Source organism: Kocuria sp. CPCC 205260, assembly GCF_040981045.1.
GTDB lineage: Bacteria > Actinomycetota > Actinomycetes > Actinomycetales > Micrococcaceae > Kocuria > Kocuria palustris.
Genome location: NZ_JAVKPT010000001.1, coordinates 37,022 through 63,475 on the forward strand (window position 1 = coordinate 37,022; position 26,454 = coordinate 63,475).

General features: G+C 69.5%; 21 protein-coding genes. 8 read left to right on the forward strand and 13 right to left on the reverse strand.

Going from position 1 to position 26,454, the window contains the following annotated elements:
- Positions 1 to 200: 200 nt before the first annotated feature.
- The 3 genes from zwf to pgl are packed head-to-tail and all read left to right on the forward strand — an operon-like array spanning position 201 to position 3,558.
- Complete coding sequence (zwf, locus tag RF645_RS00175; protein ID WP_058870890.1) at positions 201 to 1,745, forward strand: glucose-6-phosphate dehydrogenase; 1,545 nt, start codon at positions 201 to 203, stop codon at positions 1,743 to 1,745.
- Positions 1,742 to 2,794 (forward strand): glucose-6-phosphate dehydrogenase assembly protein OpcA, encoded by a 1,053-nt coding sequence (locus tag RF645_RS00180; protein WP_058870891.1) that lies wholly within the window; start codon positions 1,742 to 1,744, stop codon positions 2,792 to 2,794. Before zwf ends, RF645_RS00180 begins: the two co-directional genes overlap by 4 nt.
- Entirely contained in the window at positions 2,791 to 3,558 is a 768-nt protein-coding gene (gene pgl / locus RF645_RS00185) for a 6-phosphogluconolactonase (RefSeq protein WP_058870892.1), read from the forward strand. The genes RF645_RS00180 and pgl overlap by 4 nt, the downstream gene beginning before the upstream one ends.
- Positions 3,559 to 3,631: 73 nt before the next feature.
- Here pgl and secG read toward each other — a convergent pair whose 3' ends face one another.
- The 11 genes from secG to RF645_RS00240 all read right to left on the reverse strand — a co-directional run bounded on the left by secG (position 3,632) and on the right by RF645_RS00240 (position 17,098).
- Positions 3,632 to 3,901 carry a preprotein translocase subunit SecG gene (gene secG / locus RF645_RS00190; protein WP_058870893.1) on the reverse strand — a complete coding sequence of 90 codons (270 nt, stop codon included), beginning with the start codon at positions 3,899 to 3,901 and terminating at the stop codon, positions 3,632 to 3,634.
- A 45-nt stretch (positions 3,902 to 3,946) separates the two neighbouring features.
- Positions 3,947 to 4,762, reverse strand: coding sequence for a triose-phosphate isomerase (gene tpiA / locus RF645_RS00195; protein ID WP_058870894.1), 816 nt, complete (start codon positions 4,760 to 4,762; stop codon positions 3,947 to 3,949).
- Between the two features lie 112 nt (positions 4,763 to 4,874).
- The gene (pgk, locus tag RF645_RS00200) at positions 4,875 to 6,095 is read right to left on the reverse strand and encodes a phosphoglycerate kinase (protein ID WP_058870895.1); all 1,221 of its coding nucleotides are present in this window, start codon (positions 6,093 to 6,095) and stop codon (positions 4,875 to 4,877) included.
- Between the two features lie 242 nt (positions 6,096 to 6,337).
- A complete protein-coding gene (gene gap, locus RF645_RS00205; RefSeq protein ID WP_058870896.1) occupies positions 6,338 to 7,342 on the reverse strand; it encodes a type I glyceraldehyde-3-phosphate dehydrogenase in 1,005 nt (334 codons plus the stop codon).
- A gap of 331 nt (positions 7,343 to 7,673) precedes the next feature.
- Complete coding sequence (gene whiA / locus RF645_RS00210; RefSeq protein WP_058870897.1) at positions 7,674 to 8,651, reverse strand: DNA-binding protein WhiA; 978 nt, start codon at positions 8,649 to 8,651, stop codon at positions 7,674 to 7,676.
- Positions 8,652 to 8,806: 155 nt separating this feature from the next.
- A complete protein-coding gene (yvcK, locus tag RF645_RS00215; protein ID WP_235586717.1) occupies positions 8,807 to 9,838 on the reverse strand; it encodes a uridine diphosphate-N-acetylglucosamine-binding protein YvcK in 1,032 nt (343 codons plus the stop codon).
- Between the two features lie 45 nt (positions 9,839 to 9,883).
- Entirely contained in the window at positions 9,884 to 10,804 is a 921-nt protein-coding gene (rapZ, locus tag RF645_RS00220) for an RNase adapter RapZ (protein ID WP_006213191.1), read from the reverse strand.
- A 44-nt stretch (positions 10,805 to 10,848) separates the two neighbouring features.
- Entirely contained in the window at positions 10,849 to 12,915 is a 2,067-nt protein-coding gene (gene uvrC / locus RF645_RS00225; protein WP_058871105.1) for an excinuclease ABC subunit UvrC, read from the reverse strand.
- Complete coding sequence (locus RF645_RS00230) at positions 12,908 to 13,633, reverse strand: 1-acyl-sn-glycerol-3-phosphate acyltransferase (RefSeq protein WP_082676867.1); 726 nt, start codon at positions 13,631 to 13,633, stop codon at positions 12,908 to 12,910. Before RF645_RS00230 ends, uvrC begins: the two co-directional genes overlap by 8 nt.
- Positions 13,630 to 16,533, reverse strand: coding sequence for an excinuclease ABC subunit UvrA (gene uvrA, locus RF645_RS00235; protein ID WP_368818664.1), 2,904 nt, complete (start codon positions 16,531 to 16,533; stop codon positions 13,630 to 13,632). The genes RF645_RS00230 and uvrA overlap by 4 nt, the downstream gene beginning before the upstream one ends.
- 145 nt (positions 16,534 to 16,678) lie before the next feature.
- Complete coding sequence (locus RF645_RS00240; RefSeq protein WP_368818363.1) at positions 16,679 to 17,098, reverse strand: hypothetical protein; 420 nt, start codon at positions 17,096 to 17,098, stop codon at positions 16,679 to 16,681.
- A gap of 185 nt (positions 17,099 to 17,283) precedes the next feature.
- On the opposite strand from RF645_RS00240, the gene RF645_RS00245 reads away from it, so the two are divergent.
- From RF645_RS00245 to RF645_RS00265, 5 genes are all read left to right on the forward strand, one after another.
- Complete coding sequence (locus tag RF645_RS00245; RefSeq protein ID WP_040560244.1) at positions 17,284 to 17,940, forward strand: MBL fold metallo-hydrolase; 657 nt, start codon at positions 17,284 to 17,286, stop codon at positions 17,938 to 17,940.
- A gap of 33 nt (positions 17,941 to 17,973) precedes the next feature.
- A complete protein-coding gene (locus tag RF645_RS00250) occupies positions 17,974 to 18,588 on the forward strand; it encodes a flavin reductase family protein (RefSeq protein WP_006213197.1) in 615 nt (204 codons plus the stop codon).
- Positions 18,589 to 18,659: 71 nt separating this feature from the next.
- Positions 18,660 to 21,269, forward strand: a complete 2,610-nt coding sequence (locus RF645_RS00255) for an RNA helicase (RefSeq protein ID WP_006213198.1) — start codon at positions 18,660 to 18,662, stop codon at positions 21,267 to 21,269.
- Between the two features lie 57 nt (positions 21,270 to 21,326).
- Positions 21,327 to 21,959, forward strand: coding sequence for a hypothetical protein (locus RF645_RS00260; protein ID WP_006213199.1), 633 nt, complete (start codon positions 21,327 to 21,329; stop codon positions 21,957 to 21,959).
- The gene (locus RF645_RS00265; RefSeq protein WP_006213200.1) at positions 21,956 to 22,522 is read left to right on the forward strand and encodes a hypothetical protein; all 567 of its coding nucleotides are present in this window, start codon (positions 21,956 to 21,958) and stop codon (positions 22,520 to 22,522) included. The genes RF645_RS00260 and RF645_RS00265 overlap by 4 nt, the downstream gene beginning before the upstream one ends.
- Before the next feature lie 228 nt (positions 22,523 to 22,750).
- On the opposite strand, the gene RF645_RS00270 is transcribed toward RF645_RS00265, so the two are convergent.
- On the reverse strand, positions 22,751 to 24,067 hold the full coding sequence (locus RF645_RS00270; protein ID WP_285729821.1) for a TerC family protein: 1,317 nt from the start codon (positions 24,065 to 24,067) through the stop codon (positions 22,751 to 22,753).
- 227 nt (positions 24,068 to 24,294) lie between these two features.
- Positions 24,295 to 26,418, reverse strand: coding sequence for an excinuclease ABC subunit UvrB (uvrB, locus tag RF645_RS00275; RefSeq protein WP_006213202.1), 2,124 nt, complete (start codon positions 26,416 to 26,418; stop codon positions 24,295 to 24,297).
- Positions 26,419 to 26,454 lie beyond the last annotated feature (36 nt).

Here is a 26,454-nt window from a genome sequence, read left to right on the forward strand (position 1 = left end):
CGCCGCGCCGTCGCCCGCTCTCAGGGCGGCGGCGCCGCGCACGCCGGACCCGGCTCTCGCCGCGTTCTCGCGCTGCTCCCCCGCCGTCGCCGCTCGGCCGTCGTCGGGCAGGAGTAGTCTCATCCCCGCCCGACGTCCTCGGATGCTCAGCGCACCCGACGTCGTGCCCGCACCCCAGCCCTGCTCTCCAGAGGAGCCCCGTGCCGCATTCCGCACCTCCTTCGACCAATCCGCTGCGCGATCCCCGCGATCGCCGCCTCGCCCGCGTTGCTGCACCGTCGGCCCTCGTGCTCTTCGGCGTGACGGGCGATCTCGCCCGCAAGAAGCTGCTGCCCGCCATGTACGACCTCGTGAACCGGGGCCTGCTGCCGCCGTCGTTCTCGCTGGTCGGCTTCGGACGCCGCGAGTGGAGCCACGAGGACTTCGCCGCCTACGCCCGCAAATCGGTGATGGCCAACGCCCGCACCGAGTTCCAGGAGACCGTGTGGCAGCAGTTCGCCGCCGGCCTGCGCTTCGTGCAGGGCGAGTTCGACGACTCCGCCGCCTACGACCGCCTGACCGAGGTCCTCGCCGAGCTCGATGAGGACCGCGGCACCCGGGGCAACCACGCCTTCTACCTCTCGATCCCGCCCAAGGCCTTCGAGCTCGTGTGCCAGCAGCTGGCCGAGCACGGCCTGGCGGAGAACCCCGAGGCCGAGGGCTGGCGCCGCGTGGTCATCGAGAAGCCCTTCGGCCACGATCTCGAATCCGCCAAGGAGCTCAACTCGATCGTGGAGAGCGTGTTCTCCCACAACGCGATCTTCCGGATCGACCACTACCTGGGCAAGGAGACGGTCCAGAACATCCTGGCCATGCGCTTCGCCAACGCCATGTACGAGCCCCTGTGGAATGCCGACCACATCGATCACGTGCAGATCACCATGGCGGAGTCGATCGGGATCGGGACCCGCGCCGGGTACTACGACGGCGTGGGCGCGGCCCGCGACGTCATCCAGAACCACCTGCTGCAGCTGCTGGCGCTGACCGCCATGGAGGAGCCCGGCAGCTTCACCGCCCGTGCGCTGCGCTACGAGAAGGCCAAGGTCCTCTCGGCCGTCGTGCTCGGCGACGACCTCGGCGAGTCCTCGGCCATCGGCCAGTACGGCGAGGGCCTTCAGGGCGGCGAGGAGGTCAAGGGCTTCCTCGAGGAGCAGGACATCCCCTCGGACTCGCGCACGGAGACCTTCGCGGCGCTGCGCCTCGAGGTCGACAACCGCCGCTGGCAGGGCGTGCCGTTCTTCCTGCGGGCCGGAAAGCGCCTGGGCCGGCGCGTCACCGAGATCGCCGTGATCTTCAAGCGCACCCCCAACCGCCTGTTCACCCCGCACGACACCGAGGAGTTCGGTCAGAACGCGGTCGTGATCCGCATCCAGCCCGACGAGGGCGTGACGATCCGCTTCGGCTCGAAGGTCCCCGGCACGCAGTCGGAGATCCGCGACGTCACCATGGACTTCGGCTATGGCCATGCGTTCACCGAGTCCTCCCCCGAGGCCTACGAGCGCCTGATCCTGGACGTGCTGCTCGGCGAGCCGCCGCTGTTCCCGGATCACGAGGAGGTCGAGCTGTCCTGGAAGATCCTCGACCCGTTCGAGCAGTACTGGGCCGCCCATGACGTGCGCCCCGAGACCTACGCCCCCGGCTCCTGGGGACCCGCATCGGCGGACCGGCTGATGCAGCGAGAAGGAAGGACCTGGAGGCGACCGTGATCATCACCCTCGAGAACACCACCACCGCAGACGTCGACAAGACCCTGCAGCGCCTGCGCGAGGAGAGCGGCGTGGTCACCCTGGGCCGCGTCCTCACGCTCGTGATCGTGGCCGAAGCCGGGCACTCCGAGAAGGCCCTGGATGCCGCGATCGAGGCCTCCCACGAGCACCCGTGCCGCATCATCATGCACGTGGCGCACTCCGTGAACGACTCCACGCGCCTGGACGCCCAGGTCCGCGCCGGCGGCGACGCCGGTGCCTCGGAGGTCGTCGTGCTGCACGGCTACGGCGAGCTCGCCGAGCCGTCCGAGACCCTGGTCTCGGCGCTGCTGCTGCCGGACGCCCCTATCGTGGCCTGGTGGCCGCATCGGGTGCCGGTCAGCCCCGCCGCGTCGTCGATCGGCCGGATCGCCCACCGCCGCATCACCGACTCCACCACCGCGGAGGACGTCGTGCAGACGCTGGCAGACCTGGCGGCCAACTACCGTCCCGGCGACACCGACATCTCCTGGACGCGGCTGACCATGTGGCGCGTCCAGCTCTCTGCGGCCTACGAGCAGGCCCCGCCCAGCCCCATGGTCGAGGTCGTCATCACCGGCGCCGAGGACTCCTCCCGCGTCCGGCTGCTGGGGTCCTGGCTGGGTTCTCGGCTGGACTGCCCCGTGCGCCTGGAGCACTCGGAGCGCTGCGAGCACGGCCTGGACACGGTCCGCCTGGTCCGCGAGGACGGCGAGATCGTCCTGGACCGCCCCGGCGACACCCTGGCCACGCTGAGCCAGCCCGGTCAGCACGACCAGACGGTCGCCCTGCCGCACCGGACCCTCAGCGCCTGCCTGGCCGAGGAGCTGCGCCGCCTGGACCCGGATGAGGTCTACGGCGACGTCCTGCGCGCGGTGGTCGACTTCGAGACCCTGTTCCAGGCCGGGCAGTCCCCCGCCGGGTCCGGATTCGCGGATCCCGCAGAATCGACGGATCAGCTGTGGGTCTCCGGCCAGGAGGCCGACGCCGAGGCAGCCGAGCAGGAGCACCTCACGGAGGAGCGGTCATGAGCGCACCCGAGATCCGCACCGCCTCGTCCAAGGACGAGCTCGCCGACCTGGTGACCCGCGAGGCGATCGCGGTCCTCGCGCAGGCCCAGCAGCAGCGCGGCCGCGCCTCGATCGCCCTCACCGGCGGGACCATGGGCACCAAGTCAGTCGCTGCTCTGGCCGCGGCCTCGCGGACCACGGAGCAGGACCTGAACTGGTCCCGGATCGATTTCTGGTGGTCGGATGAGCGCTTCCTGCCCCGCGGCGATTCCGAGCGCAATGTGCAGCAGGCCATGGACGCCGTGACCGCCGCGGCCCCCGAACTGCAGCTGCCGCCGGAGAACGTCCATGTGATCGGCAGCGCCGATGAGTTCTCCACGCCGGAGGACTCCGCGCAGGACTACCTCGACGAGCTTCGCGCTGCGGCCGCCGATCAGGGCACCGGCGGGCTTCCGCCCCTCGACATCGCCCTGCTGGGCGTGGGCCCGGACGGCCATGTGGCCTCGGTGTTCCCGGGGCGTCCGGAGCTGGAGATCGAGGAGGCCACTGTGGTGGCCGTCCACGACTCCCCCAAGCCGCCCCCGCTGCGCGTGTCCATGACGCTGCCGCTGATCCGCACCGCCGCCCACGTGTGGTTCGTGGTGGCCGGCGAGGACAAGACCGAGGCCGTGGGCCGCCTGCTGGCCGGAGGTCCGCTCGAGCAGACGCCGGCCTGCGGTGCCCGGGGCACCGTCAGCACGCGCCTCTACGGCACGCCCGACGCCCTTCCCGAGGGCCGCGGCTGAGACGGAGCACAGGAAAGAGGCCCTGCCTCCCCTTCTCGGGGAGGCAGGGCCTCTTGTCTGCGGCGACTGCGGCTCAGAGTCCGGCGGTCGAACCCGCGGTCTCCACGAAGCGCATCGAGATGCCGTAGGCGGCGATGCACACAGCCCAGACGATGATCACCGTGGTGGTCAGCCGCACGAGGTTCTTCTGCGCGACGCCCGACGTGTTCAGCGACTGGGTCATGCCGCCGCCGAACATGTCCGACAGTCCGCCGCCCTTGCCCTTGTTGAGCAGGACCAGGACGACCGCCAGAACGCTGGTGAGGACGATGATCCCCAGCAGGATGTCTTGCAGGATCTCCATGGATCTCCCTCTGAAATCGTGGTCCGGGCAGCCGACCGAGCGAGATCAGTCGGTCGTGAGGTGCTGCTCGAACTTCACAATGCTAGCAAACTCATCCGCATCGAGGCTGGCACCGCCGACCAGGGCGCCGTCGACGTCCTTGCCGCGCAGGATCTCTGCGACGTTCTTGGACTTCACGGAGCCGCCGTAGAGGATGCGGGTCGACTGGGCGGTCTGCTCGTCGTAGAGCTTCTCGAGCTCGGCGCGGATAGCCGCCGACATCTCCTGGGCATCCTCCGGTCCGGCGACCTTGCCGGTGCCGATGGCCCACACGGGCTCGTAGGCGATGACGAGCTGGGCGACCTTCTCGGCCGGCAGGCCCTTGATCGAGCCGCGGACCTGCTCCAGCGTGTGCTCCACGTGCTGGCCGGCCTCGCGGACCTCGAGGCCCTCGCCGACGCACAGCACCGGGGTCAGGCCGTGGCGGTGGGCGGCCTCGATCTTGGCCAGGCACTGCTCGTCGGTCTCGCCGTGGATCGTGCGGCGCTCGGAGTGCCCGACCAGCACGTACGTGCAGCCGAGCTTGGCCAGCATCTCCCCGGAGATGTCGCCGGTGTAGGCGCCGGAATCCTGATCGGAGAGGTCCTGGCCGCCGAAGCGCACGGGCAGGTCATCGCCGGTCACGACGGTCTGCACGGAGCGCAGGTCGGTGAAAGGCGGGAACACGGCGACCTCGACGCGGTCGAAGTCGTGCTTGGCGTCCTGCAGCGTCCACACCAGCTTCTGCAGCAGAGCCACGCCCTGCTGGTGGTCGAGGTTCATCTTCCAGTTGCCGGCGATCAGCGGAGTGCGATCGAATGCGCCATTGGTCTGCGAGGTCATGCGAGTCTCCTTCGTGTGCGGCCCACGGGGCCTGTCGGTGCGGTGGTGCGCCGCCGTCGTCGTGCGGAGCCCGTGCTCGGCACGACGACGGCGGCGATGAAGCGGGGGCGGATCAGCCCATCACGGCGACGCCCGGCAGCTCCTTGCCCTCGATGAACTCCAGGGATGCGCCGCCGCCGGTGGAGATGTGTCCGAACTGGTCGTCCGAGAAGCCGAGCGTGCGCACGGCGGCTGCGGAGTCGCCGCCGCCGATGACGGACATGCCCGAGCCCTCGGTCAGCGCCTCGGCGATCGCCCGGGTGCCGCCGGAGAACGCCTCCATCTCGAACACGCCCGCGGGCCCGTTCCAGAAGATCGTCTTGGCGGCGCGGATGGCCTCCGCGAAGGCCTTGGCGGAGTCCGGTCCGATGTCCAGGCCCATGCCGGAGTCGCCGATGGAGCCGCCCTCGATGTCCTCGACGGGACGGACCTCGTGCTCGGCGTCGGCGCTGAAGGAGGCCGCGTAGACGATGTCGGTGGGCAGGACGATCTCCGTGCCCTCCCCCGCCGCGCGATCGAGGTAGCCCTTCACGGTGTCGAGCTGATCGTCCTCCACGAGCGAGGAGCCGATCGAGTAGCCCTGCGCCTTGAGGAAGGTGAAGACCATGCCGCCGCCGATCAGCAGCTGATCGGCGCGGCCGATGAGGTTCTCGATCACGGCGAGCTTGTCCGAGACCTTGGATCCGCCCATGACGACCACGAACGGATGATCGGGATTCGAGACGACCTTGGTCAGGACGTCGACCTCGGTCTTGACGAGATCGCCCAGGTAGGACGGCAGGATCTTGGCGACGTCGTAGACGGAGGCGTGCTTGCGGTGCACGGCACCGAAGGCATCGCCCACGAACGCACCGTTCTCACCGGTGAGGGCAGCGAGCTCCTGGGCGAAATGCTGGCGCTCGGCCTCGTCCTTGGACGTCTCGCGGGGATCGAAGCGCACGTTCTCGATGACCAGGACCTGGCCGTCGCTCAGTGCCTCGGCCTTGGCCTGGGCGTCCGCGCCCACGACATCGGAGGCGACCTGGACGTCGAGGTCCGAGAGCTCGGCGAGCTTCTGGGCAGCCGGGGCGATCGAGTACTGGGGGTCGACCTGGCCCTTGGGGCGGCCCAGGTGGGCGCACACGATGACGCGGGCGCCGGCCTCCGAGAGCTTGGTGATCACGGGCAGCGAGGCGCGGACGCGGCCGTCGTCGGTGACGGTCGAGCCGTCGAGCGGCACGTTGAGATCGGAGCGGACCAGGACGCGGCGTCCGGAGACGCCCTCGGCGAGCAGATCATCCAGTGACTTGGCCATGGCGGTGTTCCCTTCTTGTGGCTTCTGGCGGTGCCCGCGCGGGGTCCGGCGGGTCCGCCGCGGACTTGCCTCCAGTATCCCGTCTGCGCGGGCGGAACGGCGGTTACAGCTCGGATGTCGGTGCGCGGGTGCGCAGACGACAGCGCGGGGCGCCGCAGCGAACAGCTGCAGTGCCCCGCGCGCGAGGTGCCTCACGACCAGGTGCCGGCCGGGGCCGAGCAGGCGGTCGTGCAGAGGCTTGATCAGAACTTGGAGGCGACCAGGTTCGTCAGGGAGACCAGGCGGGAGGTGTAGCCCCACTCGTTGTCGTACCAGGCGATGACCTTGACCTGGTTGTCGATGACCTTGGTCAGCGGGGCGTCGAATACGGTCGAGACCGGGTAGCCCTCGATGTCCTTGGACACGATGGGATCCTCGCTGTACTCGATGATGCCCTTCATGGAGCCCTCGGCGGCCTTCTTCATGGCCGCGTTGACCGACTCGACGGTGACGTCCTTGGCGACGTCGATCGTGAGGTCCACCAGCGAGCCGGTGGGGGTGGGAACGCGCACGGCGAAGCCGTCCAGCTTGCCCTGCAGCTCCGGCAGCACCAGGCCGACGGCCGCGGCCGCACCGGTGGTGGTGGGGACCATGTTCAGGGCGGCGGCACGGGCGCGGCGCAGGTCCTTGTGGGGGGCGTCCTGCAGTCGCTGATCCGAGGTGTATGCGTGGATGGTGGTCATCAGGCCGCGCTCGATGCCGAACTCGTCGTTGAGGACCTTGGCCATGGGAGCCAGGCAGTTCGTGGTGCAGGACGCGCCGGAGACGATGTTCTGCGTGGCGGGATCGTAGGAGTCCGCGTTGACGCCGAACACGAAGGTGCCGTCGATGTTCTTGCCCGGAGCGGACAGGACGACCTTCTTGGCGCCGGCCTCCAGGTGGGCCTTGGCAGCGTCTCCGTTGGTGAAGAAGCCGGTGGACTCGACGACGATGTCCACGCCGAGCTCGCCCCAGGGCAAGTTCGCCGGATCCTTCTCGGCCAGCAGCTTGACCTCGTGCCCGTCCACGGTGAGGGTGTCGTTCTCGAGCGAGACCTCACCCGGGAAGCGGCCGTTGATGGAGTCATACTTCAGCAGGTGAACCAGCGTCTGCGCCTCGGTGAGGTCGTTCACGGCGACGATCTCGATGTTCTCGCCCTGCTCGCGGACTGCGCGGAAGAAGCTGCGTCCGATGCGGCCGAAGCCGTTGATGCCAACCTTGATGGTCACTGCGATCGATCTCCTTGTCTGAGGTGACGTCGTTCGACGAGTGCGCGACCAGTCCGCCCCAGCGGTTCAGAGCCGGGCGCACATCTGATCGCTCGAGGTTGAGTGGGCTTCCGAGGGAACGCAACTGTTCGCACGTCCGTCCGGGCGCTCCCGGATCGACGCTGCCGTTCCGGGCCCTTCAGCCTCTCGTCCCCTCCAGTCTAGTGGCATGGACCGCAGTTGCCCAGAGGATCGCAGAGAAAAGCTCGACTTCCTCGGGCGCCCTCTGCGCAAAAACACACACAAACCAACATTCAGGCCGATGGAGGCGGCCCGGAGGTCGCCTTCCGGCTCAGGCGCGCTCGCCCGGCTCCCCGCCCTCGGTCCCGGCGATGCCCAGCTCCTCGGCGCGGCGGTCGGCCATGGCCAGCAGTCGGCGGATGCGCCCGGCGATCGCGTCCTTGGTCAGCACCGGATCCGACAGGCGCCCCAGCTCGTCCAGGGAGGCCTGCTTGTTGGCCAGGCGCAGCTCGCCGGCCATGCGCAGGTGCTCGGGGACGTCGTCGCCGAGGATCTCCATGGCCCGCTCGACGCGCGCGCCAGCGGCCACGGCTGCCTGCGCCGAGCGGCGCAGGTTGGCGTCGTCGAAGTTGGCGAGGCGGTTGGCGGTCGCACGGACCTCCTTGCGCATGCGCCGCTCCTCCCATGTCATGAGGCAGTCATGGGCGCCCATGCGGGTCAGCAGCGCGGCGATCGCATCTCCGTCGCGGATCACCACCCGGTCGCCGCCGCGGACCTCGCGCGCCTTGGCGATCACGTCCAGGCGACGGGCCGCACCCACCAGCGCCAGAGCCGCCTCGGGGCCGGGGCAGGTGAACTCCATGGCACCGGAGCGCCCGGGCTCTGTGAGCGAGCCGTGGGAGAGGAAGGCTCCGCGCAGCACGGCGGCGGCATCGCCGACCGAGCCGTTGACCACGACCGGAGGCAGCCCGCGCACCGGTCGTCCGTGCGCATCCAGCAGGCCGGTGCGGCGGGCCAGGGCCTCGCCGTCCCGTGCCACGCGCAGCACGTAGTTGCTGCCTCGGCGCAGTCCTCCTCCGCCGGAGATCACGCCGAGCTCGCAGGCGTGGCCGAACTCCTCGATGACGATGGACCTCATGCGCCGGGCGACCGCAGCCGTGTCCAGCTCGATCTCGATGACGATGCGCCCGGAGACGATGTGCAGGCCGCCGGAGAAGCGCAGGACGGCGGAGAGCTCAGCGCGGCGCTCCGAGGCCTTGGTGACCTCGGTGCGGGCGAGCTCCTCCTTGACCGATGCCGTGAGGGACATCAGATTCCTTTCGGTGCAGAAGCTGTGGGGGTGCTCCGGCGCGCGTCAGCCCGAAGCGCGTGGGAGGCACCGGGACACCATAGCGGCAGCCCCTGCTCACCGCCCATTCGACGGTGCATCGTTCCCGGTGCGACCAGGGCGGTCGCGGCAGCGGCTCAGCGCTCCATGACCTCCTGATACGCCGCCGCCAGCTTCAGCGGCGAGTGGATCGACAGCCCCTCAGCCCGGCGCAGATCGGCGAAGTGCACGATCGCGCCCATCCGCGCCGCCGCCCGCTCCAGGGCCTCGCGGTCCTCCACGGAGCTCGGATCGGCCACGACGGCGTCGATCCCGACGTCCGGGGCGTAGTGGCGCAGGATCTCGAGCTCCTGTGCGCTCGTCTTGCCCTGCGTCTCCGAATCCCGGGACAGGTTCATGGTCACGAACTTCATGCCCTCGGTGTCGCGAATCGCCTGGCGCATCTCCGGCATGAGCAGGTGCGGCAGCACCGAGGTGTGCCACGAGCCCGGGCCCAGGATCACGCAGTCGGCGGACTCGATCGCGCTCAGGGCCTGCAGGCACGGCTCGGCGTCGACCGGCAGGAGCCGGACGTCGCGGATGTACGGCTCGCGCGCCAGATCCACCTGGCCGGTGACGGTGCGCAGGCCGTCGGGGGCGGTGTCATCCGGGACTTCGCCCTCGATGACCAGCGGAGTCAGCGACATGGGCAGCACGGTGCCCTCGGCCTCCAGCAGGGCGCCGGCCCAGCGCAGGCCCTCGACGGGATCGCCGAGCAGCTCCCACAGGGTCACGATCAGCAGGTTGCCCAGCGCGTGGCCGTCGAGCGAGCTCAGCCGCTCCGGCCCGGAGTCGAAGCGGTGCTGCATGACGTCGCGCCAGGTCATCCCCCAGTCGGAGTCATCGCACAGCGCCGACAGCGCCATTCGGAGGTCGCCGGGGGGAAGGACGTCGAGCTCCTGGCGGAGCCGACCTGAGGAGCCGCCGTCGTCGGCGACGGTGACCACGGCGGTGAGTCGCTTGGTCAGCAGGCGCAGCGCCGACAGCGAGGCGGACAGGCCGTGGCCGCCTCCCAGGGCGACGACGGAGCGGCCGCTCTGGCGCCGCGGTCGCGGCGCTGCGCCGCCCTGGCGGGGGCTCTGCGGCGAGCGTCCCTGCGGAGAAACGTCGAACAGTCGGTTCTCGGTCATGGTGCGGTCCAGGTGATCGTGGCGGTCGTGGGTCGGGGCAGCGGCCTACTCGCGGCCCACGTCCCGATGCTCGACGTTCACGACGACGCGCGGCAGCTTGGACAGCCGCTTGGCGACCTCCTCGGTCATGGCCACCGAGCGGTGCTTGCCACCGGTGCAGCCGATCGCGATGGTCGCATAGTGCTTGTTCTCCGTGCGGTAGCCCTCGAAGACCGGCTCCAGCATGGAGGTGAAGCGCTCCACGAACGTGCGGGCGCCGTCGCCCTGGAAGACGTAGTCGCGCACCTCCTTGTCCCGTCCGGTGCGCGGGCGCAGGGCCGGCACCCAGTGGGGGTTCGGGATGAAGCGGACGTCGGCGACGTAGTTGGCGTCGGCGGGCACGCCGTACTTGAAGCCGAAGCTCATGACGGTCAGGCGCAGGACCACGGGGCCGTTCGTGGAGTACAGATCCGCGACCGCCTTGGACAGGCCGTGGACGTTGAACGACGACGTGTCCAGCACGACGTCGGCGGATTCGCGCAGCGCCGAGAGAAGCCGGCGCTCGGCTGCGATGCCGTCCAGGATCCGGCCTCCGGCCTGCAGCGGATGAGGACGGCGCTGGTGCTCGTAGCGAGCGACCAGCACCTCATCCGAGGCCTCGAGGAAGAGGATCGAGAACTCGACCCCGTTGGCCTCCAGCGCCGAGAGCGTGTCCTGCATGTCGTCGAACAGGGCCTTGCCGCGGACGTCGATCACGACCGCCAGGCGCGGGATGGCCTCCGGCGAGCGGGAGACCACATCCGCCAGTGTCTGCAGCATCTGCGGCGGCAGATTGTCGACGACGTACCAGCCCTGGTCCTCCAGGGCGTTGGCCGCCGTGGAGCGCCCCGCCCCGGACAGACCGGTGACCACGAGCAGCTCGGCCGTGCGCGGACGCTCCGGGCGCGCCTGATCCTGGCCCGGGGTCGAGTGGGTGTTCTCCGTCATGTTCTGCCTCCTGGCTCCAGAGCCTATCCCGACGCGCGGGGGTCTCAGTCGAGGATCTCGCCGGTGTCCATGTCGACGGCCGGCAGCGGCTCCTCGGAGCCGTCCTGCTCGGCGTGCAGCCCAGCGAAGACCTTCAGCGCCAGGGCGCTGCCGAAGCCGGGGACCTCCTCGAGCTGCTCGACGCGGGCCTCCTTGATCTTCTTGACGGAGCCGAAGTGCTTGAGCAGGGCCTTCTGCTTGGCGGGACCCACGCCCGGGAGGTCGTCCAGCACGGAGGCCGTCATGGCCTTGCCGCGCTTGGCGCGGTGGAACGTGATGGCGAAGCGGTGGGCCTCGTCGCGCAAGCGCTGGACCAGGTACAGGGCCTCGGAGGCGCGCGGCAGGATCACGGGGAACTCGTCGTCCGGGACCCAGACCTCCTCGAGCCTCTTGGCCAGCCCGACGACGGCGACATCGTCGATGCCCAGATCCTCCAGGGCTCGGGCGGCCGCGGCGACCTGGGGCGGGCCGCCGTCGACGATCACGAGGTTCGGCGGGTAGGCGAAGCGCCTGCGCTGGGCGGGGTCATCGGCCAGGTCCTCCTGGTCGAGCTCTCCGGTGCGCGGGGCCTGCTGCTCCTGCTGCTGCTCGAGGTGGCGGCGGAAGCGCCGGTGGATGACGTCGTACATGGAGGCGGTGTCATCGCGGGCTGCCTCTCCCGTGATGGAGAACTTCCGGTACTCGGCCTTCCGGGGCAGTCCGTCCTCGAAGACGACCATGGAGGCCACGACGTTGCTCCCCTGCACGTGGGAGATGTCATAGCACTCGATGCGCATGGGGGCATCGGGCAGATCCAGGGCCTCCTGCAGCTGCTGCAGGGAGGCGGAGCGGGTGGTGATGTCCCCGGCGCGCCGCGACTTGTGCAGGGCGAGGGCCTGCCGCGCGTTCTCCTGAACCGTCTGCATGAGCTGGGCCTTCTCGCCGCGCTGCGGCGTGGACACGGAGACCCGGGAGCCGCGCAGCTCGGTGAGCCACTGCTCCATCTGCTCGCGGTCCTCGGGCTCCTGGGAGACCAGCACGGTGCGCGGGACGGCGTCCTCTCGGTAGTCCATCTCGGCGCTGCGCGGACGGTGGTGGCTGCCCTCCGCGGCCTCGCGGGCGCGCTGGACCTCGCGCTGCTCGACGGCGGCGGACTCGGTCTCGCCGTAGACCTGCTGCAGCAGCACCTGCAGCAGGTGCCCGGCATCGGTCTCCTCCACCTTCTCGGTCACCCAGCCGCGCTGGCCCCGGATGCGTCCGCCGCGCACGTGGAAGACCTGGACGGCGGCCTCGAGCTCGTCGTCGGCCAGGGCGAAGAAGTCGGCGTCGACGGCGTCGGAGAGCACGACGGCATTGCGCTCGAAGGCCTTGCGCAGGGCCTCGACGTCGTCGCGGCGGGCCGCCGCGGTCTCGAAGTCCATCTGCGCCGCCGCCTGCTTCATGAGCCGCTCCTGCTCGCGGATGAACGGCTCGGCGTGCCCGGCCATGAACCGGCAGAGGTCATCGACCAGGTCACGGTGGTCCTCGACCGAGATCTGCCCCACGCAGGGTGCCGAGCACTTGCCGATGTAGCCCAGCAGGCAGGGCCGCCCCGAGCGCTCGGCGCGGCGGTAGACGCCCTTGGAGCAGGAGCGCACCGGGAAGACGCGCAGCAAGGCGTCGAGGGTCTCGCGGATGGCCCAGGCCTGGGAGTAGGGGCCGAAGTAGCGGGTGCCCTTCTGCTTGGCGCCTCGGGTCACCATGGCCCGGGGCACCTCCTCCCCCAGCGTGATGGCCAGGTAGGGGTAGGACTTGTCGTCCCGGTAGGCGATGTTGAAGCGCGGGCGGAACTGCTTGATCCAGGTGTACTCGAGCTGCAGGGACTCCATCTCCGAGCCGACCACGACCCACTCCACGCCGGCGGCCGTGGTGACCATGGCTCGGGTCTTGGGGGCCAGCGTGGACGGCGGGGCGAAGTAGGACCACAGCCGGTTGCGCAGGTTCTTGGCCTTGCCGACGTAGATGACGCGCCCGGTCTCGTCGCGGAAGCGGTAGACGCCGGGGTCCTGCGGTATCTCGGATCGCTGGGGGCGGTAGGAGGCCGGATCAGCCACGCCGGGCATCCCCCTCCAAGGTCGTGGAGGTGTTGAAGGTCTCCGCACGCTCCTGGCCCGACAGCTGCCCGATCGCCTCCATGACCCGGTCGGTCAGCTCACGGCGCTGCCTGCCGGTCTGGCGGCCCTCGGCGCGCGGGACCTCGATCAGCTCGCCCACGCTCACGGTGAACCGGCGCGGGCGCGGCCACGTGGTCCCCAGCGGCTGGACGTCCTGCGTGCCCTCCAGGGCGACGGGGAGGATCGGAGCCCCCGTGCTCAGTGCGGCGTGCGCCACACCGGTGCGGCCGCGGTAGAGGCGTCCGTCGCGGGAGCGGGTGCCCTCCGGGAAGACGCCGAAGACTCCCCCGGCCTCGAGCAGCTCGATCGCCGGATCCATGGCGGCCGCCGCATCGCGACGCGACGAGCGGTCCACCGGGATGATGCCCAGCAGCTCGTAGACCTGGCGCATGGCCCAGCCGCGGATCCCCGGCGTGTTCAGCGGCGAGGCCTTGGCGATGAAGGAGACCCGTCGCGGGAAGATCGCGGAGAGGATGATGCTGTCGATCAGCGCGCGGTGGTTCGAGGCCACGATCACCGGCCCCTCGGCCGGGAAGTTCTCCTTGCCGCGGATCTGCGCGCGGCACAGGACCATGAAGGCGGCGGCCACGGCACGCTGCGTGGTGCGGTAGAGCCCGATCTGCGCGGGGACCGCACGCAGCCTGTCCAGCGCGCTCATCGTGCGCCCCCCGCCCCGACGGCCTCGGCCTGGCCCTCGATGACGGCGCCGTCCAGGATCTCCCGCAGGAACTCGCCCGTGAAGCTGTCCGGCGACGCGGCGACGTCCTCCGGGGTGCCCTGGGCCACGACCGTGCCGCCGCCCGACCCGCCCGTGGGGCCCATGTCCACGACCCAGTCCGCGGTCTTGATGACGTCGAGGTTGTGCTCGATCACCATGACGGTGTTGCCCTTGTCGACCAGGGCGTGCAGGACCTGCAGCAGCTTGGAGATGTCCTCGAAGTGCAGTCCGGTGGTGGGCTCGTCCAGCACGTAGATGGTCTGACCCCGGGACTGGCGCTGCAGCTCCGCGGCGAGCTTGACGCGCTGGGCCTCCCCGCCGGAGAGCGTGGTGGCCGGCTGGCCCAGTCGGACGTAGCCAAGCCCCACATCCACGAGGGTGTTCAGGTGCCGGGCGATCGCCGTGTAGGCGGAGAAGAACTCGGCGGCCTCCTCGATCGGCATGTCCAGGACCTCGGCGATGTTCTTGCCCTTGTACTGGACCTCGAGGGTCTCGCGGTTGAAGCGCGCGCCCTTGCAGACCTCGCACGGGACGTAGACGTCCGGCAGGAAGTTCATCTCGATCTTCAGGGTGCCGTCGCCGGCGCAGGCCTCGCAGCGCCCGCCCTTGATGTTGAACGAGAACCTGCCCGGCTGATAGCCGCGGATCTTGGCCTCCTGGGTGTCCGCGAACAGCTTGCGGATCCGGTCGAACACGCCGGAGTAGGTGGCCGGGTTGGAGCGCGGGGTCCGTCCTATCGGCGACTGGTCCACGTGCACGATCTTCTTGAGCTGGTCCATGCCCTCGATGCGCTTGTGCCGTCCGGGAACCTGCTTGGCGCCGTTGAGCTCGTTGGCCAGGCGGGTGTAGAGGATGTCGTTGACCAGGGAGGACTTGCCCGATCCGGACACGCCCGTCACCGCGGTCAGCACGCCCAGCGGGAACTCGACGTCCACCCCGCGCAGGTTGTTCTCCTTGGCGTCGATGACCTTGAGCATGCGCTTCCGGTCGATCGGCCGGCGCTGAGCGGGCACCGCGATCTCCCGGCGACCGGCCAGGTAGTCGGCGGTGATCGACTCGCGGTTCTCGAGCAGCTCGTCGTAGCCGCCGGTGTGCACGATCCTGCCGCCGCGCTCGCCGGCGCCCGGGCCGACGTCGACGATCCAGTCGGCCTCCCGGATGGTGTCCTCGTCGTGCTCGACGACGATCAGCGTGTTGCCCATGTCCCGCAGCTTGATCAGGGTCTGGATCAGGCGCCTGTTGTCGCGCTGGTGCAGGCCGATGGACGGCTCGTCCAGGACGTAGAGCACGCCGACCAGCCCAGCGCCGATCTGCGTGGCCAGGCGGATGCGCTGGGCCTCGCCGCCCGAGAGCGTGGCGGCCGGGCGCTCGAGGTCCAGGTAGTCCAGTCCGACGTCCAGCAGGAAGTTCAGCCTGGCGTGGATCTCCTTGAGCACCTGGTCGCCGATCTGCGCCTCCCGGGTGGAGAGATCCAGCGACTGGAAGAACTCGAGGGCCTCGCGCATGGGCAGGCGCGTGGCATCGGCGATGGACAGCCCGCCCACGGTCACGCTGAGCATGGTGGGGTTCAGCCGCTTGCCGTCGCAGGCCGGGCAGGGCACCACGCGCATGTACTGCTCGTAGCGCTCCTTGGCCGAGTCCGACTCGGTCTCCTCCCGCTTGCGGCGGATGTAGCCGTAGACGCCCTCGAAGCCCTGGGTGTAGCGGCGCTCGCGGCCCCAGCGGTTCTTGTAGGAGACGGTGACCTTGAAGTCCTTGCCCTCGAGCAGCGCCTTGCGCACCGCCTTGGGCAGGTCCTTCCACGGAGTGACGAGATCGAAGCCCATCTCCTCGCCCAGTCCCGCCATGAGGCGGTTCCAGTAGTCGCTGTGGGCCTTGCCCTGCGACCACGGCTGGATGGCGCCCTCGACCAGCGTGAGGTCCTCGTCCGGCACGACCAGGGTCTCGTCCGCCTCCAGGCGCGAGCCGATGCCGTCGCACTCCGGGCACGCGCCGAACGGAGCGTTGAACGAGAACGACCGGGGCTCGATCTCCGCGGCCCCGATGGGGTGGTCATTGGGGCAGGCCAGGTGCTCCGAGAACGTGTGCCGACGCTCCACGCCCTCCGGCAGCTCCTCCCCCCCGCGGGTGACGATCTCGATGACGACGCGGCCGTCGGCCAGCCCCAGCGCGGTCTCGACGGAGTCGGTGAGGCGGCGCTCGGCGCCCTCCTTGATGACCAGGCGGTCGACGACGACCTCGATGTCGTGCTTGATCTGCTTCTTGAGCTTGGGCGGATCGTCCAGCGAGATCTGCTCGCCGTCGATCACGGCGCGCGAGTAGCCGGACGTGGTCAGGGAGGACAGCAGGTCCTCGAACTCGCCCTTGCGACGGCGGACGACGGGGGCCAGCACCTGGAAGCGGGTGCGCTCCGGCAGCTGCATGACGCGGTCCACGATCTGCTGCGGGGTCTGTCGCGTGATCGGCTCTCCGCACTGCGGGCAGTGGGGGTGGCCCACGCGCGCCCAGAGCAGTCGCATGTAGTCGTAGATCTCGGTGATCGTGCCGACCGTGGAGCGGGGATTGCGCGAAGTCGACTTCTGGTCGATCGACACCGCCGGAGACAGGCCCTCGATGAAGTCGACGTCCGGCTTGTCCACCCGCCCCAAGAACATGCGGGCGTAGGAGGACAGCGACTCGACATAGCGGCGCTGGCCTTCCGCGAAGATGGTGTCGAACGCCAGGGACGACTTCCCGGACCCGGACAGGCCGGTGAACACGACCATGGAGTTGCGGGGGATGGTGAGGTCGACGTCCTTGAGATTGTGCTCGCGGGCGCCGCGGATCACGATCTCCTTCAGGTCGGCTCCGGGCGCGGTGCTGCGGGGGCTCTCAGGAGCGTGCTGGCTGGGGGTGAGAGTTCGTTCGGACACGTCCGGAATGGTATCGGCAGGAGCCGACACCGCAGGCACGGATCAGCCCACCGCGAAGGCCCCACCAGGCGACTCAGTGCAGGCCGCGCCGGTAGGCCACCAGCAGCCAGCCCACGTTCACGAAGATCCCGATGATCGCCGGCAGCGCGACCCCGAAGCTCCACAGCAGGCCCGTGGCCGCCGACAGCGCGAAGACCACCAGACCCAGGAAGCACAGCACCGCCATGACGTGCAGCAGCCAGTGCTGGCCCCACAGCCAGATCAGCAGCGGCACGACGTAGAGGATCGTCAGGCCCAGGGCTGTGGTCAGCGAGGGGCCCGGCTCGGTCCCCTGGACCTCGGGCAGGGAGGAGGCCTCGACGATCTCGGCGTCGTGGCTCTGCACGTAGATCATGGCCAGGAAGCTGAGCAGCGAGGCGAGGCTCAGGACGATCAGCCGCGGCGGACGACGCGTCTCCCAGACCTCGTCGGCGGGCGGGAGGATCTGAGGCACGGCGGGCTCCTGGGGGTCGGCGGACGGCCTGGTCGGTCTCGAGCGCGGCAGCGCCCGCGGCCAGGGTATCGGGGTCGGACCCGTGGCACGTCTCCGCAGCCGAGGGGTGAGAGTGGCCTCACATCAGTGCTGTCACGTGCCACGCCGGGGTGCCGCGGGCCGGAAGAATCTCTACAGTGGGCGCCATGAACGTCACCGAGACCGCCGCCATCGAGCTGGCGGAGATCACCGTCCGCCGCATCGTGGTCGGCGAGATGCAGAACAACGTGTACCTGCTCACCTCCAAGGAGCACGGCTCCCAGGTGCTGATCGATGCTGCGGCCGATGCTCGCGCCATCGCCGGGCTCGTGGGCGCCGGCTCCACGGACTGCTCGCTGTCGGGCAGCCTGCAGATGATCATCACCACGCACTCCCACCACGATCACATCGGGGCGCTCGAGGAGGTCAAGTCCCGCTCCGAGGCCGTCACGGCCTGCGGCACCGACGACGAGGACGACATCGCCGTCGAGATGGACCTGACGCTCGATGACGGAGACGTCGCGGAGTTCGAGGGCTTCGACCTGGAGGTCATCGGCCTGCCGGGTCACACCCCCGGCTCCATCGGCCTGGTCTACCGCGACCCCCAGGGCCCGGTGCGCATCTTCACCGGTGACGCCCTCTTCCCGGGCGGCGTCGGCAAGACGAACTCGCCGGAGGCCTTCCAGCAGGCCTACACGTCAGTCGTCGAGCGGATCTTCGACCGGTTCGACGACGACACCGTGATCCACCCCGGCCACGGCGAATCCACCACGCTGGGCCAGGAGCGCCCGTCGCTGGACGAGTGGCGCGAGCGCGGCTGGTGAGCCGCAGCCCGTCCACAGCCTCCGCCCGCTGAGATGGAGATCCAGCGCAGGTCCTTCGACCCGGATGAGCTCGGCGCTCGCGAGACGACGCTGCTGGTCAAGTCCCTGTTGATCCCGCGGCCGATCGCCTGGGTCGGCACCCGCGACGCCGACGGCACGGACAACCTCGCTCCGCACTCGTTCTTCACGATGGCCTCCGAGGATCCGCCGATCGTGCTGTTCACCTCGAGCGGGCGCAAGGACACCCTGCGGGCGATCGAGCAGACCGGCGAGTTCACGATCTCGCTCATCAGCGCCGCCCAGCGCGAGGCCGCGAACCAGACCTCAGCGCCCTACGCGCCCGAGATCAGCGAGTTCGACGCCGCACGCATCCCCGCTCTGCCCTCCCAGCTCGTCTCGGCCCCGGCGGTCGCCGACTCCCCCGCCGTCCTGGAGTGCCGGTGCGAGCAGGTCATCCCGGTCGGGGACAGCTTCGTGGTCCTGGGACGCGTCCTGCACGTGAGCGTGGACGAGTCGGTCCTGCGCACTGACGACCGCGGCCGGACGCTGCCGGATGCGCGTCTGCTCGACCCCATGAGCCGTCTGGGGCGCAACGAATGGGCGCAGCTGGGGACCATCCACGCGATGGACCGGCCGCAGCAGGCCTGAGTGCTGCGCCGGCGGGCACCGGGCTGCGGCGGTGCTGCGCTGTCGTCGGGCCTGGCTAGGCTTGGCCCACGATGACACTGCTGAGCGCCCTCTCCCCCGCCCTCGCCGCCGCCGGCTCCCGATATCTGCGCGGTGACTTCGCGCGCAACCCTCTGAGCTCGGACGAGATCTACGAGGGGTTCCACGGCTGGGCCGCCGAGGCCGGGATCGAGCTCTACCCGCATCAGGACGAGGCCGTGCTCGAGTTCGCAGGCGGCGCCAACGTCATCCTGGCCACGCCCACCGGATCCGGGAAGTCGCTCGTGGCCATGGGCGCGCACTTCGCGGCCATGGCCCGGGGACAGCGCTCGTATTACACCGCCCCGCTCAAGGCGCTCGTGTCGGAGAAGTTCTTCGCGCTGTGCCAGGCCTTCGGGGCGGAGAACGTCGGCATGGTCACCGGCGACTCCGCGGTCAACGCGGACGCGCCGATCGTGTGCTGCACGGCGGAGATCCTGGCCAACATCGCGCTGCGCGAGGGCACGGACGCCGACCTCGGGCCCGTCGTCATGGACGAGTTCCACTTCTACGCCGACCCGCAGCGCGGCTGGGCCTGGCAGGTGCCGCTGATCGAGCTGCCGCAGGCCCAGTTCCTGCTGATGTCCGCCACCCTGGGCGACGTCACCCGGTTCGATGACCGGATGCGTGAGCTCACCGGTCGGGACACCGCCGTCGTCGACGATGCCGAGCGCCCGGTCCCGCTGAGCTACTACTACTCGGAGGTCCCGGTCCACGAGCAGATCGACGAGCTGGTGAGCACGCACCAGGCGCCCGTCTACGTGGTCCACTTCTCCCAGCTGCAGGTCATGGACCAGGCACAGGCGCTGATGAGCGTCAACGTGCTGTCCAAGGAGGAGAAGGAGCAGGTCGCCGAGATGATCGCAGGCTTCCGCTTCGCGGCCGGCTTCGGCAAGACCCTGAACCGGCTCGTGCGCCACGGGATCGGCGTCCATCACGCGGGGATGCTGCCCAAGTACCGGCGGCTCGTGGAGCAGCTGGCCCAGCGCGGTCTGCTCAAGGTCATCTGCGGCACCGACACCCTGGGGGTGGGCATCAACGTCCCCATCCGCACCGTGCTGATCACCGCGCTGTCCAAGTTCGACGGCAACCGCACCCGGAGGCTCAATGCGCGCGAGTTCCACCAGATCGCAGGCCGCGCAGGGCGTGCGGGATTCGACACCCAGGGCACCGTCGTGGTGCAGGCTCCCGAGCACGACATCGAGAACAAGAGGGCGCTGGAGAAGGCGCGACGCAAGCATGGGGACGACGAGAAGAAGCTGCGTCAGATCCCGCGCAAGAAGCCCCCGCAGGGCTTCGTGGCGTGGTCGCGCAAGACCTTCGAGACCCTCATCGAGGCCCAGCCCGAGCCGCTGCGGGCGTCGTTCCACATCACGCACGCCATGCTGCTGAACCTGCTGCAGCGCCCTGGAGACCCCGTCCGGGCGACCGCCCATCTGATCGCCCACACGGACGCCCCGGCACCGGAGCGCCGCCAGATGGTCCGCGACGCCCTGTCGATCCTGCGCGAGCTGCTGGCCACCGAGGTCGTCGAGAAGCTGCCCGAGCCGGATGAGCACGGCAGCCGCTACCGTCTCACCATCGACCTGCAGGAGAACTTCGCCCTCAACAGCCCGCTCTCGCCGTTCGCCCTGGCCGCGCTCACCCTGCTGGATCCGGAGGCGCCGGAGTACACGCTGGACATCGTCTCCGTCATCGAGGCCACCCTGGACCGTCCGCGCCAGGTGCTGATCATGCAGGAGAAGAAGGCCAAGACCGAGGCCCTGGCCACCATGAAGGCCGAGGGCCTCGAGTACAACGAGCGGATGCGCGAGCTCGACGAGATCACCTGGCCCATGCCGCTGCGAGAGATGCTCGAGGACGCGTTCGAGACCTACCGCACCTCCGCCCCCTGGGTCGCCCAGCACGAGCTGACGCCCAAGTCGGTCGTCCGCGACATGTTCGAGCGCGCCATGACCTTCGGGGACTACGTCCAGCACTACGGGCTGGCCCGCTCCGAGGGCATCCTGCTGCGCTACCTCTCAGACGCCTACCGCGCGCTGCGCCAGACCGTGCCCCAGGACCTGCGCACCGAGCCGTTCGACGACCTCGTCGAGTGGCTCGGCGAGACCATCCGCCAGACGGACAACTCCCTGCTCGACGAGTGGGAGAAGCTCACCGAGGGCGGCTCCCCCGCCGGCACCCCGCAGGACTCGGTCGAGGAGCTGCTCGAGGAGCAGGCCCCCGCGATCACCCGCAATCCTCGGGCCTTCCGGGTCATGGTGCGCAATGCGCTGTTCCAGCGCGTGGAGCTGTTCGCCGACGAGAAGGAGAAGGTCCTGGGCGCCCTCGACGGCGAGTCCGGCTGGGACCGGGAGCGCTGGGCGGAGGCCATGGACGCCTACTTCGGCGAGTACCAGGACATCTACACCGATGCCCAGTCCCGCGGTCCCGCACTAATCCGCATCGACGAGAGGCCCGACGGCCTGGACGGCTTCTGGAGCGTCCAGCAGGTCTTCGACGACCCCGACGGCCACCACGACTTCGGGATCAACGCCAGGATCGACCTGGCGGCCTCGGACGAGGACGGATTCCCCGTGGTGCGCGTCGACAACGTGGGCCCCATCACCGAGACCGGCAGATAATGCGCTTGCAGCACCATAGTGGTCTATGATGCGTTCAGATCCGCATAGGGGGACATCATGTACGCACTGACGGTCGATCGTCGCCGCTCGCGCTCGGAGGGGGCCGAGCTGGACATGGCGGGCGCGCGCGATCGGCTCAACCAGCGGCATCCGGAGGCGGTGCTCCCCTGGAGCATCTCCGCCGGCGACGAGCTGCAGGCCCTGTTCGAGGATCCGCAGACAGTGGTGACCGCCGCCCTGGAGCTGGCCGAGACCGGCCGCTGGCACGTGGGGATCGGCCTGGGGCCGGTGGAGACGCCGCTGCCGGAGACGGTGGCCGAGGCGACCGGGCCGTGCCTGGTCCTGGCCCGCGACGCCGTCGAAGCCGCCAAGAAGCTGACCAGCCGCACCGCGGTGCGCGCGCTGCGCCCCGGTGCTCGTGCGGCTCGCGACGCCGACGCCCTGCTGGCGCTGCTGTCGGTCATGCGCCAGCGCCGCACGGACGCCGCCCGTGAGGCGTCCCGGTACGCGGATCAGGGCATGACGCAGGAGCAGATCTCTCAGGTGCTGGGCATCGATCAGTCCTCCGTCTCCCGACGACTGCGCACCGCCCTCTGGTACGAGGAGTCCGAGGCGCGCACCGTCCTCGTGGATCTGCTGGGCCGGGCCCATGAGCGCGGCATGGACGCAGAGGCCAAGCTGGTCTCATGACCTCCGCGGCTTCCCCCGAGCCCCGCTTCACCTCCGGATCGCTCACAGGCCTGCGCGGGGCGCTGACCGTGTGGCTGCCGGGGGTCGTGCTCGCTGTGACTCTCCTCTGGTGGCTGCTCGAGGGAGTCCCCCTGTGGTGGTCGGCCCCCGCTCTGACGGTCGCCGGTGCTCTGCTGGGCGATCCGGCGGTGCGGCTCGTGCTGGAGATCGCCCGGGACACGGAGACCGCCGAGCGCGCCCGGCTGGAGCACCTGGAGCAGCTGCGCGCGGACCCGGTGCTCAGCGCACCGCAGCCGGAGCCCTCCGAGCAGGAGGAGCAGGACGCCCCGCCGTTGCGCGGAGGCCTCGTGATCGGCGTGCTCGAGCGCATCGCCGTGAGCGTGTGCGTGATCAGCGGCTACGCGACCGGCATCGCCGTGGTCGTGGCGATCAAGGGCCTGGCCCGCTACGGGGAGTTCACCTCGCCGAGCCAGCGCGAGCAGTTCATCATCGGCACCCTCGCCTCGCTGCTCTGGGCCGCCGGCACGGCCGGTCTCGTGCTGCTGGTCTCCCCCGTCGGCTGAGTGCAGCCCCGTCAGCAGGGTCGAGCCCTTCCAGATCCTGCTGCCGCGCGCCTGACGAGCATCGAGCTCCAGGACGTCGAGCATCGCGCTCGCCGAGCCGGGTGCTTCGGATCCACGAGCCTGCTCGAGCGGACAGGCGAAAGACCCCGCCGCCCCAGAAGGGGCGGCGGGGTCTTCGCTCAGGCACTGCGGCCGATGATCAGCGGCGCCGATCATCGGGTCAGGCGGTCACTGATCAGCGGCTGTGCTGCCGGTGCCGTTCGCGGCGGTATCCGAGCCGTTGTCTGACGACGTGCCGGGGACGGCGTCGGTGTCCTTGGGGACGGTCACCGGCTTGGGCGCCTCGCCGGTCCGCTCGTACTCCTGGTGGGCGCCGCGGGCGCGCTCCACGAGGTCCTGGTAGGCGCTGTGGTCGTCGATGAGCTCGTCGCGGTGCTTGTCCTTGATGGACGGCATCTTCTCGACCAGGGCGGCGCCCTTGGCGGCCAGCTTCTGGCGCTGCTCGTCCGAGGCGTCCTTCGGCAGGGCGATGTACTCCTTGGACACGCGGCGCAGGCCGTCGACCACGCGCAGGGCGCGGCCCTTGGGGCTGAGCAAGGAGGCCACGACGGTCACGAGCAGGACGCCGACGATCACGGACAGCGACTGGCCGATGGTGACCTCCGGCGGGAAGTGCACGGCCTCGCCGCCGTTGATGAACGGCAGATCGTTCTCGTGGAGGGCGTGGACGATCAGCTTGTAGCCGATGAAGCCCAGGATGACCGCCAGGCCCCAGGAGAGGTAGATGAGGCGATCGAGCATGCCGTCGATCAGGAAGTAGAGCTGGCGCAGGCCCATCAGCGAGAACGCGACGGCGGTGAAGACCAGGTAGGTCTCCTGGGTGAGGCCGAAGATGGCAGGGATCGAGTCGAAGGCGAACAGGATGTCCGTGCCGCCGATGCACACCATCACGAGCAGCATGGGGGTCATGGCCCGCTTGCCGTTCTCGTAGGTGAACAGCTTGTCGCCGTCGTAGTAGTCGGTGGTGTGCATGTACTTCTTGGCGGTGCGGACGATGAAGTTGTCCGCCTCGTCGTCGTCCTCGCCGGACAGCTCGCCCCGGATGAGTCCGATGGCCGTGAAGACGAGGAAGGCGCCGAAGATGTAGAACAGCCAGGCCAGCTGGTTGATGGCCGCGGCGCCGATGAAGATGAACGCGGTGCGGGCCACCAGGGCGAAGGTGATGCCGAAGAGCAGAACCTTCTGCTGATCAGCGCGCGGCACCTTGAAGGAGGCCATGATGATCAGGAAGACGAAGAGGTTGTCGACCGACAGCGCCTTCTCCGTGATGTAGCCGGCGTAGTACTCGGTGGCGTAGACCCCGCCCCATTCGATCAGTACGAACAGGCCGAAGATCAGTGCGACTCCCACGTAGATCGCCGACCAGATGGCGGCTTCCCTGATGTGCGGCTCGTGCGCCTTGCGCACGTGGAAGAAGTAGTCGAAGGCGAGCATGCCGATGATCACGGCGATGGTCAGCCCCCAGACGAGGGGTGAGACATCCATGGGGAGGTCCTCTCGATGGCAGATCGGGGCGGAAACGCAAGTCTCTCCATCGGCCCGACCAGTTCATCGCGCTGTGCGCGCTGAACGACGGCGGCCCGATCACTGCACCCGGCGGGGGTTAGGCGCCCCGCGTGCTGACGTGCACAGTGCGATCGGATACTCCCCTACGCTGACCTGCATCTTACACAGGCAACTCTTGCGATCCGGCTGTGCCGCTCAAGCAGTGCTCAGGATCCGCTGGCCTCGCGGACGTGGCGGATCTCCCGCTTGACGTCGTGCAGCTCGTCGCGGATGCGCGCGGCGAGCTCGAACTTGAGGTCCATGGCCGCCTGGTTCATCTGCTCCGTGAGCTGCTGGGCCAGGTCCTCGAGGCTGTCCGCCGGGACGTCCGAGCGCGACTCGCGCAGCTTGGCGGCCTCGGCATCCGCCTCCTTGGTGCGCTCGTCCCGCCTGCCCTTGGTGGGCGCCAGCTTGCCGCTGGCCCCGGCACGCGCGGCCAGCAGCTCGTGGGTGTCCTCCGACTCGCGGGCCAGCTGCTCGGTGATGTCCCCGATCCGCTTGCGCAGCGGAGTGGGGTCGATCCCGTGCTCCTTGTTGTACGCGATCTGGACGTCGCGGCGGCGATTGGTCTCATCGATGGCGGTGCGCATGGAGTCGGTGATCTTGTCCGCGTACATGTGCACCTGGCCGTCGATGTTTCGCGCGGCACGGCCGATGGTCTGGATCAGCGAGGTGGTGGAGCGCAGGAAGCCCTCCTTGTCCGCGTCCAGGATGGCCACCAGCGAGACCTCCGGAAGGTCCAGGCCCTCGCGCAGCAGGTTGATGCCGACCAGGACGTCGAACACGCCCTGCCGCAGCTCGGAGAGCAGCTCCACCCGGCGCAGGGTGTCCACGTCCGAGTGGAGGTATTGGACCTTGACGCCGTGCTCGAGCAGGTAGTCGGTGAGGTCCTCGGCCATGCGCTTGGTAAGCGTGGTGACCAGCACGCGCTCGTCGCGTTCGGTGCGGGCGGTGATCTCGTCCATGAGGTCGTCGATCTGGCCCTTGGTGGGCTTGACCACGATCTCCGGGTCGACCAGGCCGGTGGGGCGGATGATCTGCTCGACGTAGCCGTCCGCCTGACCGAGCTCGTACGGTCCGGGCGTGGCGGACATGTAGACCGTCTGCCCGATCCTCTCCAGGAACTCGTCCCAGGTCAGGGGGCGGTTGTCCAGCGCCGAGGGCAGGCGGAAGCCATGGTCCACGAGCGTGCGCTTGCGGGACATGTCGCCTTCGTACATGCCGCCGATCTGCGGGATCGTCACGTGGGACTCGTCCACGATGAGCATGAAGTCGTCCGGGAAGTAGTCCAGCAGGCAGTGCGGGGCGGAGCCGGGGGCGCGGCCGTCGATGTGGCGGGAGTAGTTCTCGATCCCGTTGCAGTAGCCCATCTGCTCCATCATCTCGAGGTCGTACGTGGTGCGCATGCGCAGCCGCTGGGCCTCGACGAGCTTGTTCTGGGACTCGAGCTCCTCCAGCCGATCCCGCAGCTCGTCCTCGATCTGGCCGATGGCACGGGACATGCGCTCGGCTCCGGCGACGTAGTGCGAGGCCGGGAAGACGTACATCTCCTGCTCATCTCGGATGATCTCGCCGGTGACGGGGTGCAGGGTGTAGATGGCCTCGATCTCATCGCCGAAGAACTCGATGCGGATCGCGTGCTCCTCGTACATGGGGATGATCTCCACCGTGTCCCCGCGCACGCGAAACGTCCCGCGGTGGAAGTCCATGTCGTTGCGGGCGTACTGCATGTTCACGAACTGGCGCAGCAGGTCGTCGCGATCGAGCTGGTCCCCCACCCGCAGGGTGACCATCTGCTGGATGTACTCCTCCGGGGTGCCCAGGCCGTAGATGCAGGACACGGTGGAGACCACCACGACGTCCCGACGGGTCAGCAGAGCGTTCGTGGCCGAGTGCCGCAGCCGCTCGACCTCCTCGTTGATCGAGGAGTCCTTCTCGATGAAGGTGTCCGTCTGCGGGACGTAGGCCTCCGGCTGGTAGTAGTCGTAGTAGGAGACGAAGTACTCGACCGCGTTGTTCGGCAGCAGCTCCCGCAGCTCGCTGGCCAGCTGGGCGGCCAGGGTCTTGTTCTGGACCATGAGCAGCGTGGGCCGCTGCACCGACTCGATCAGCCAGGCGGCCGTGGCCGACTTGCCGGTGCCGGTGGCGCCGAGCAGGACGATGTCCTTCTCCCCGTCCTCCACGCGCCGCGTCAGCTCGGCGATGGCCTTGGGCTGGTCGCCGGCGGGCTTGAACTCCGAGATGACCTCGAACGGGGCGACGACGCGGTGGATCTCCTGGGCCAGACTCATGGGTCCAGGCTACGGCCAGGCACCGACAGCACAGCA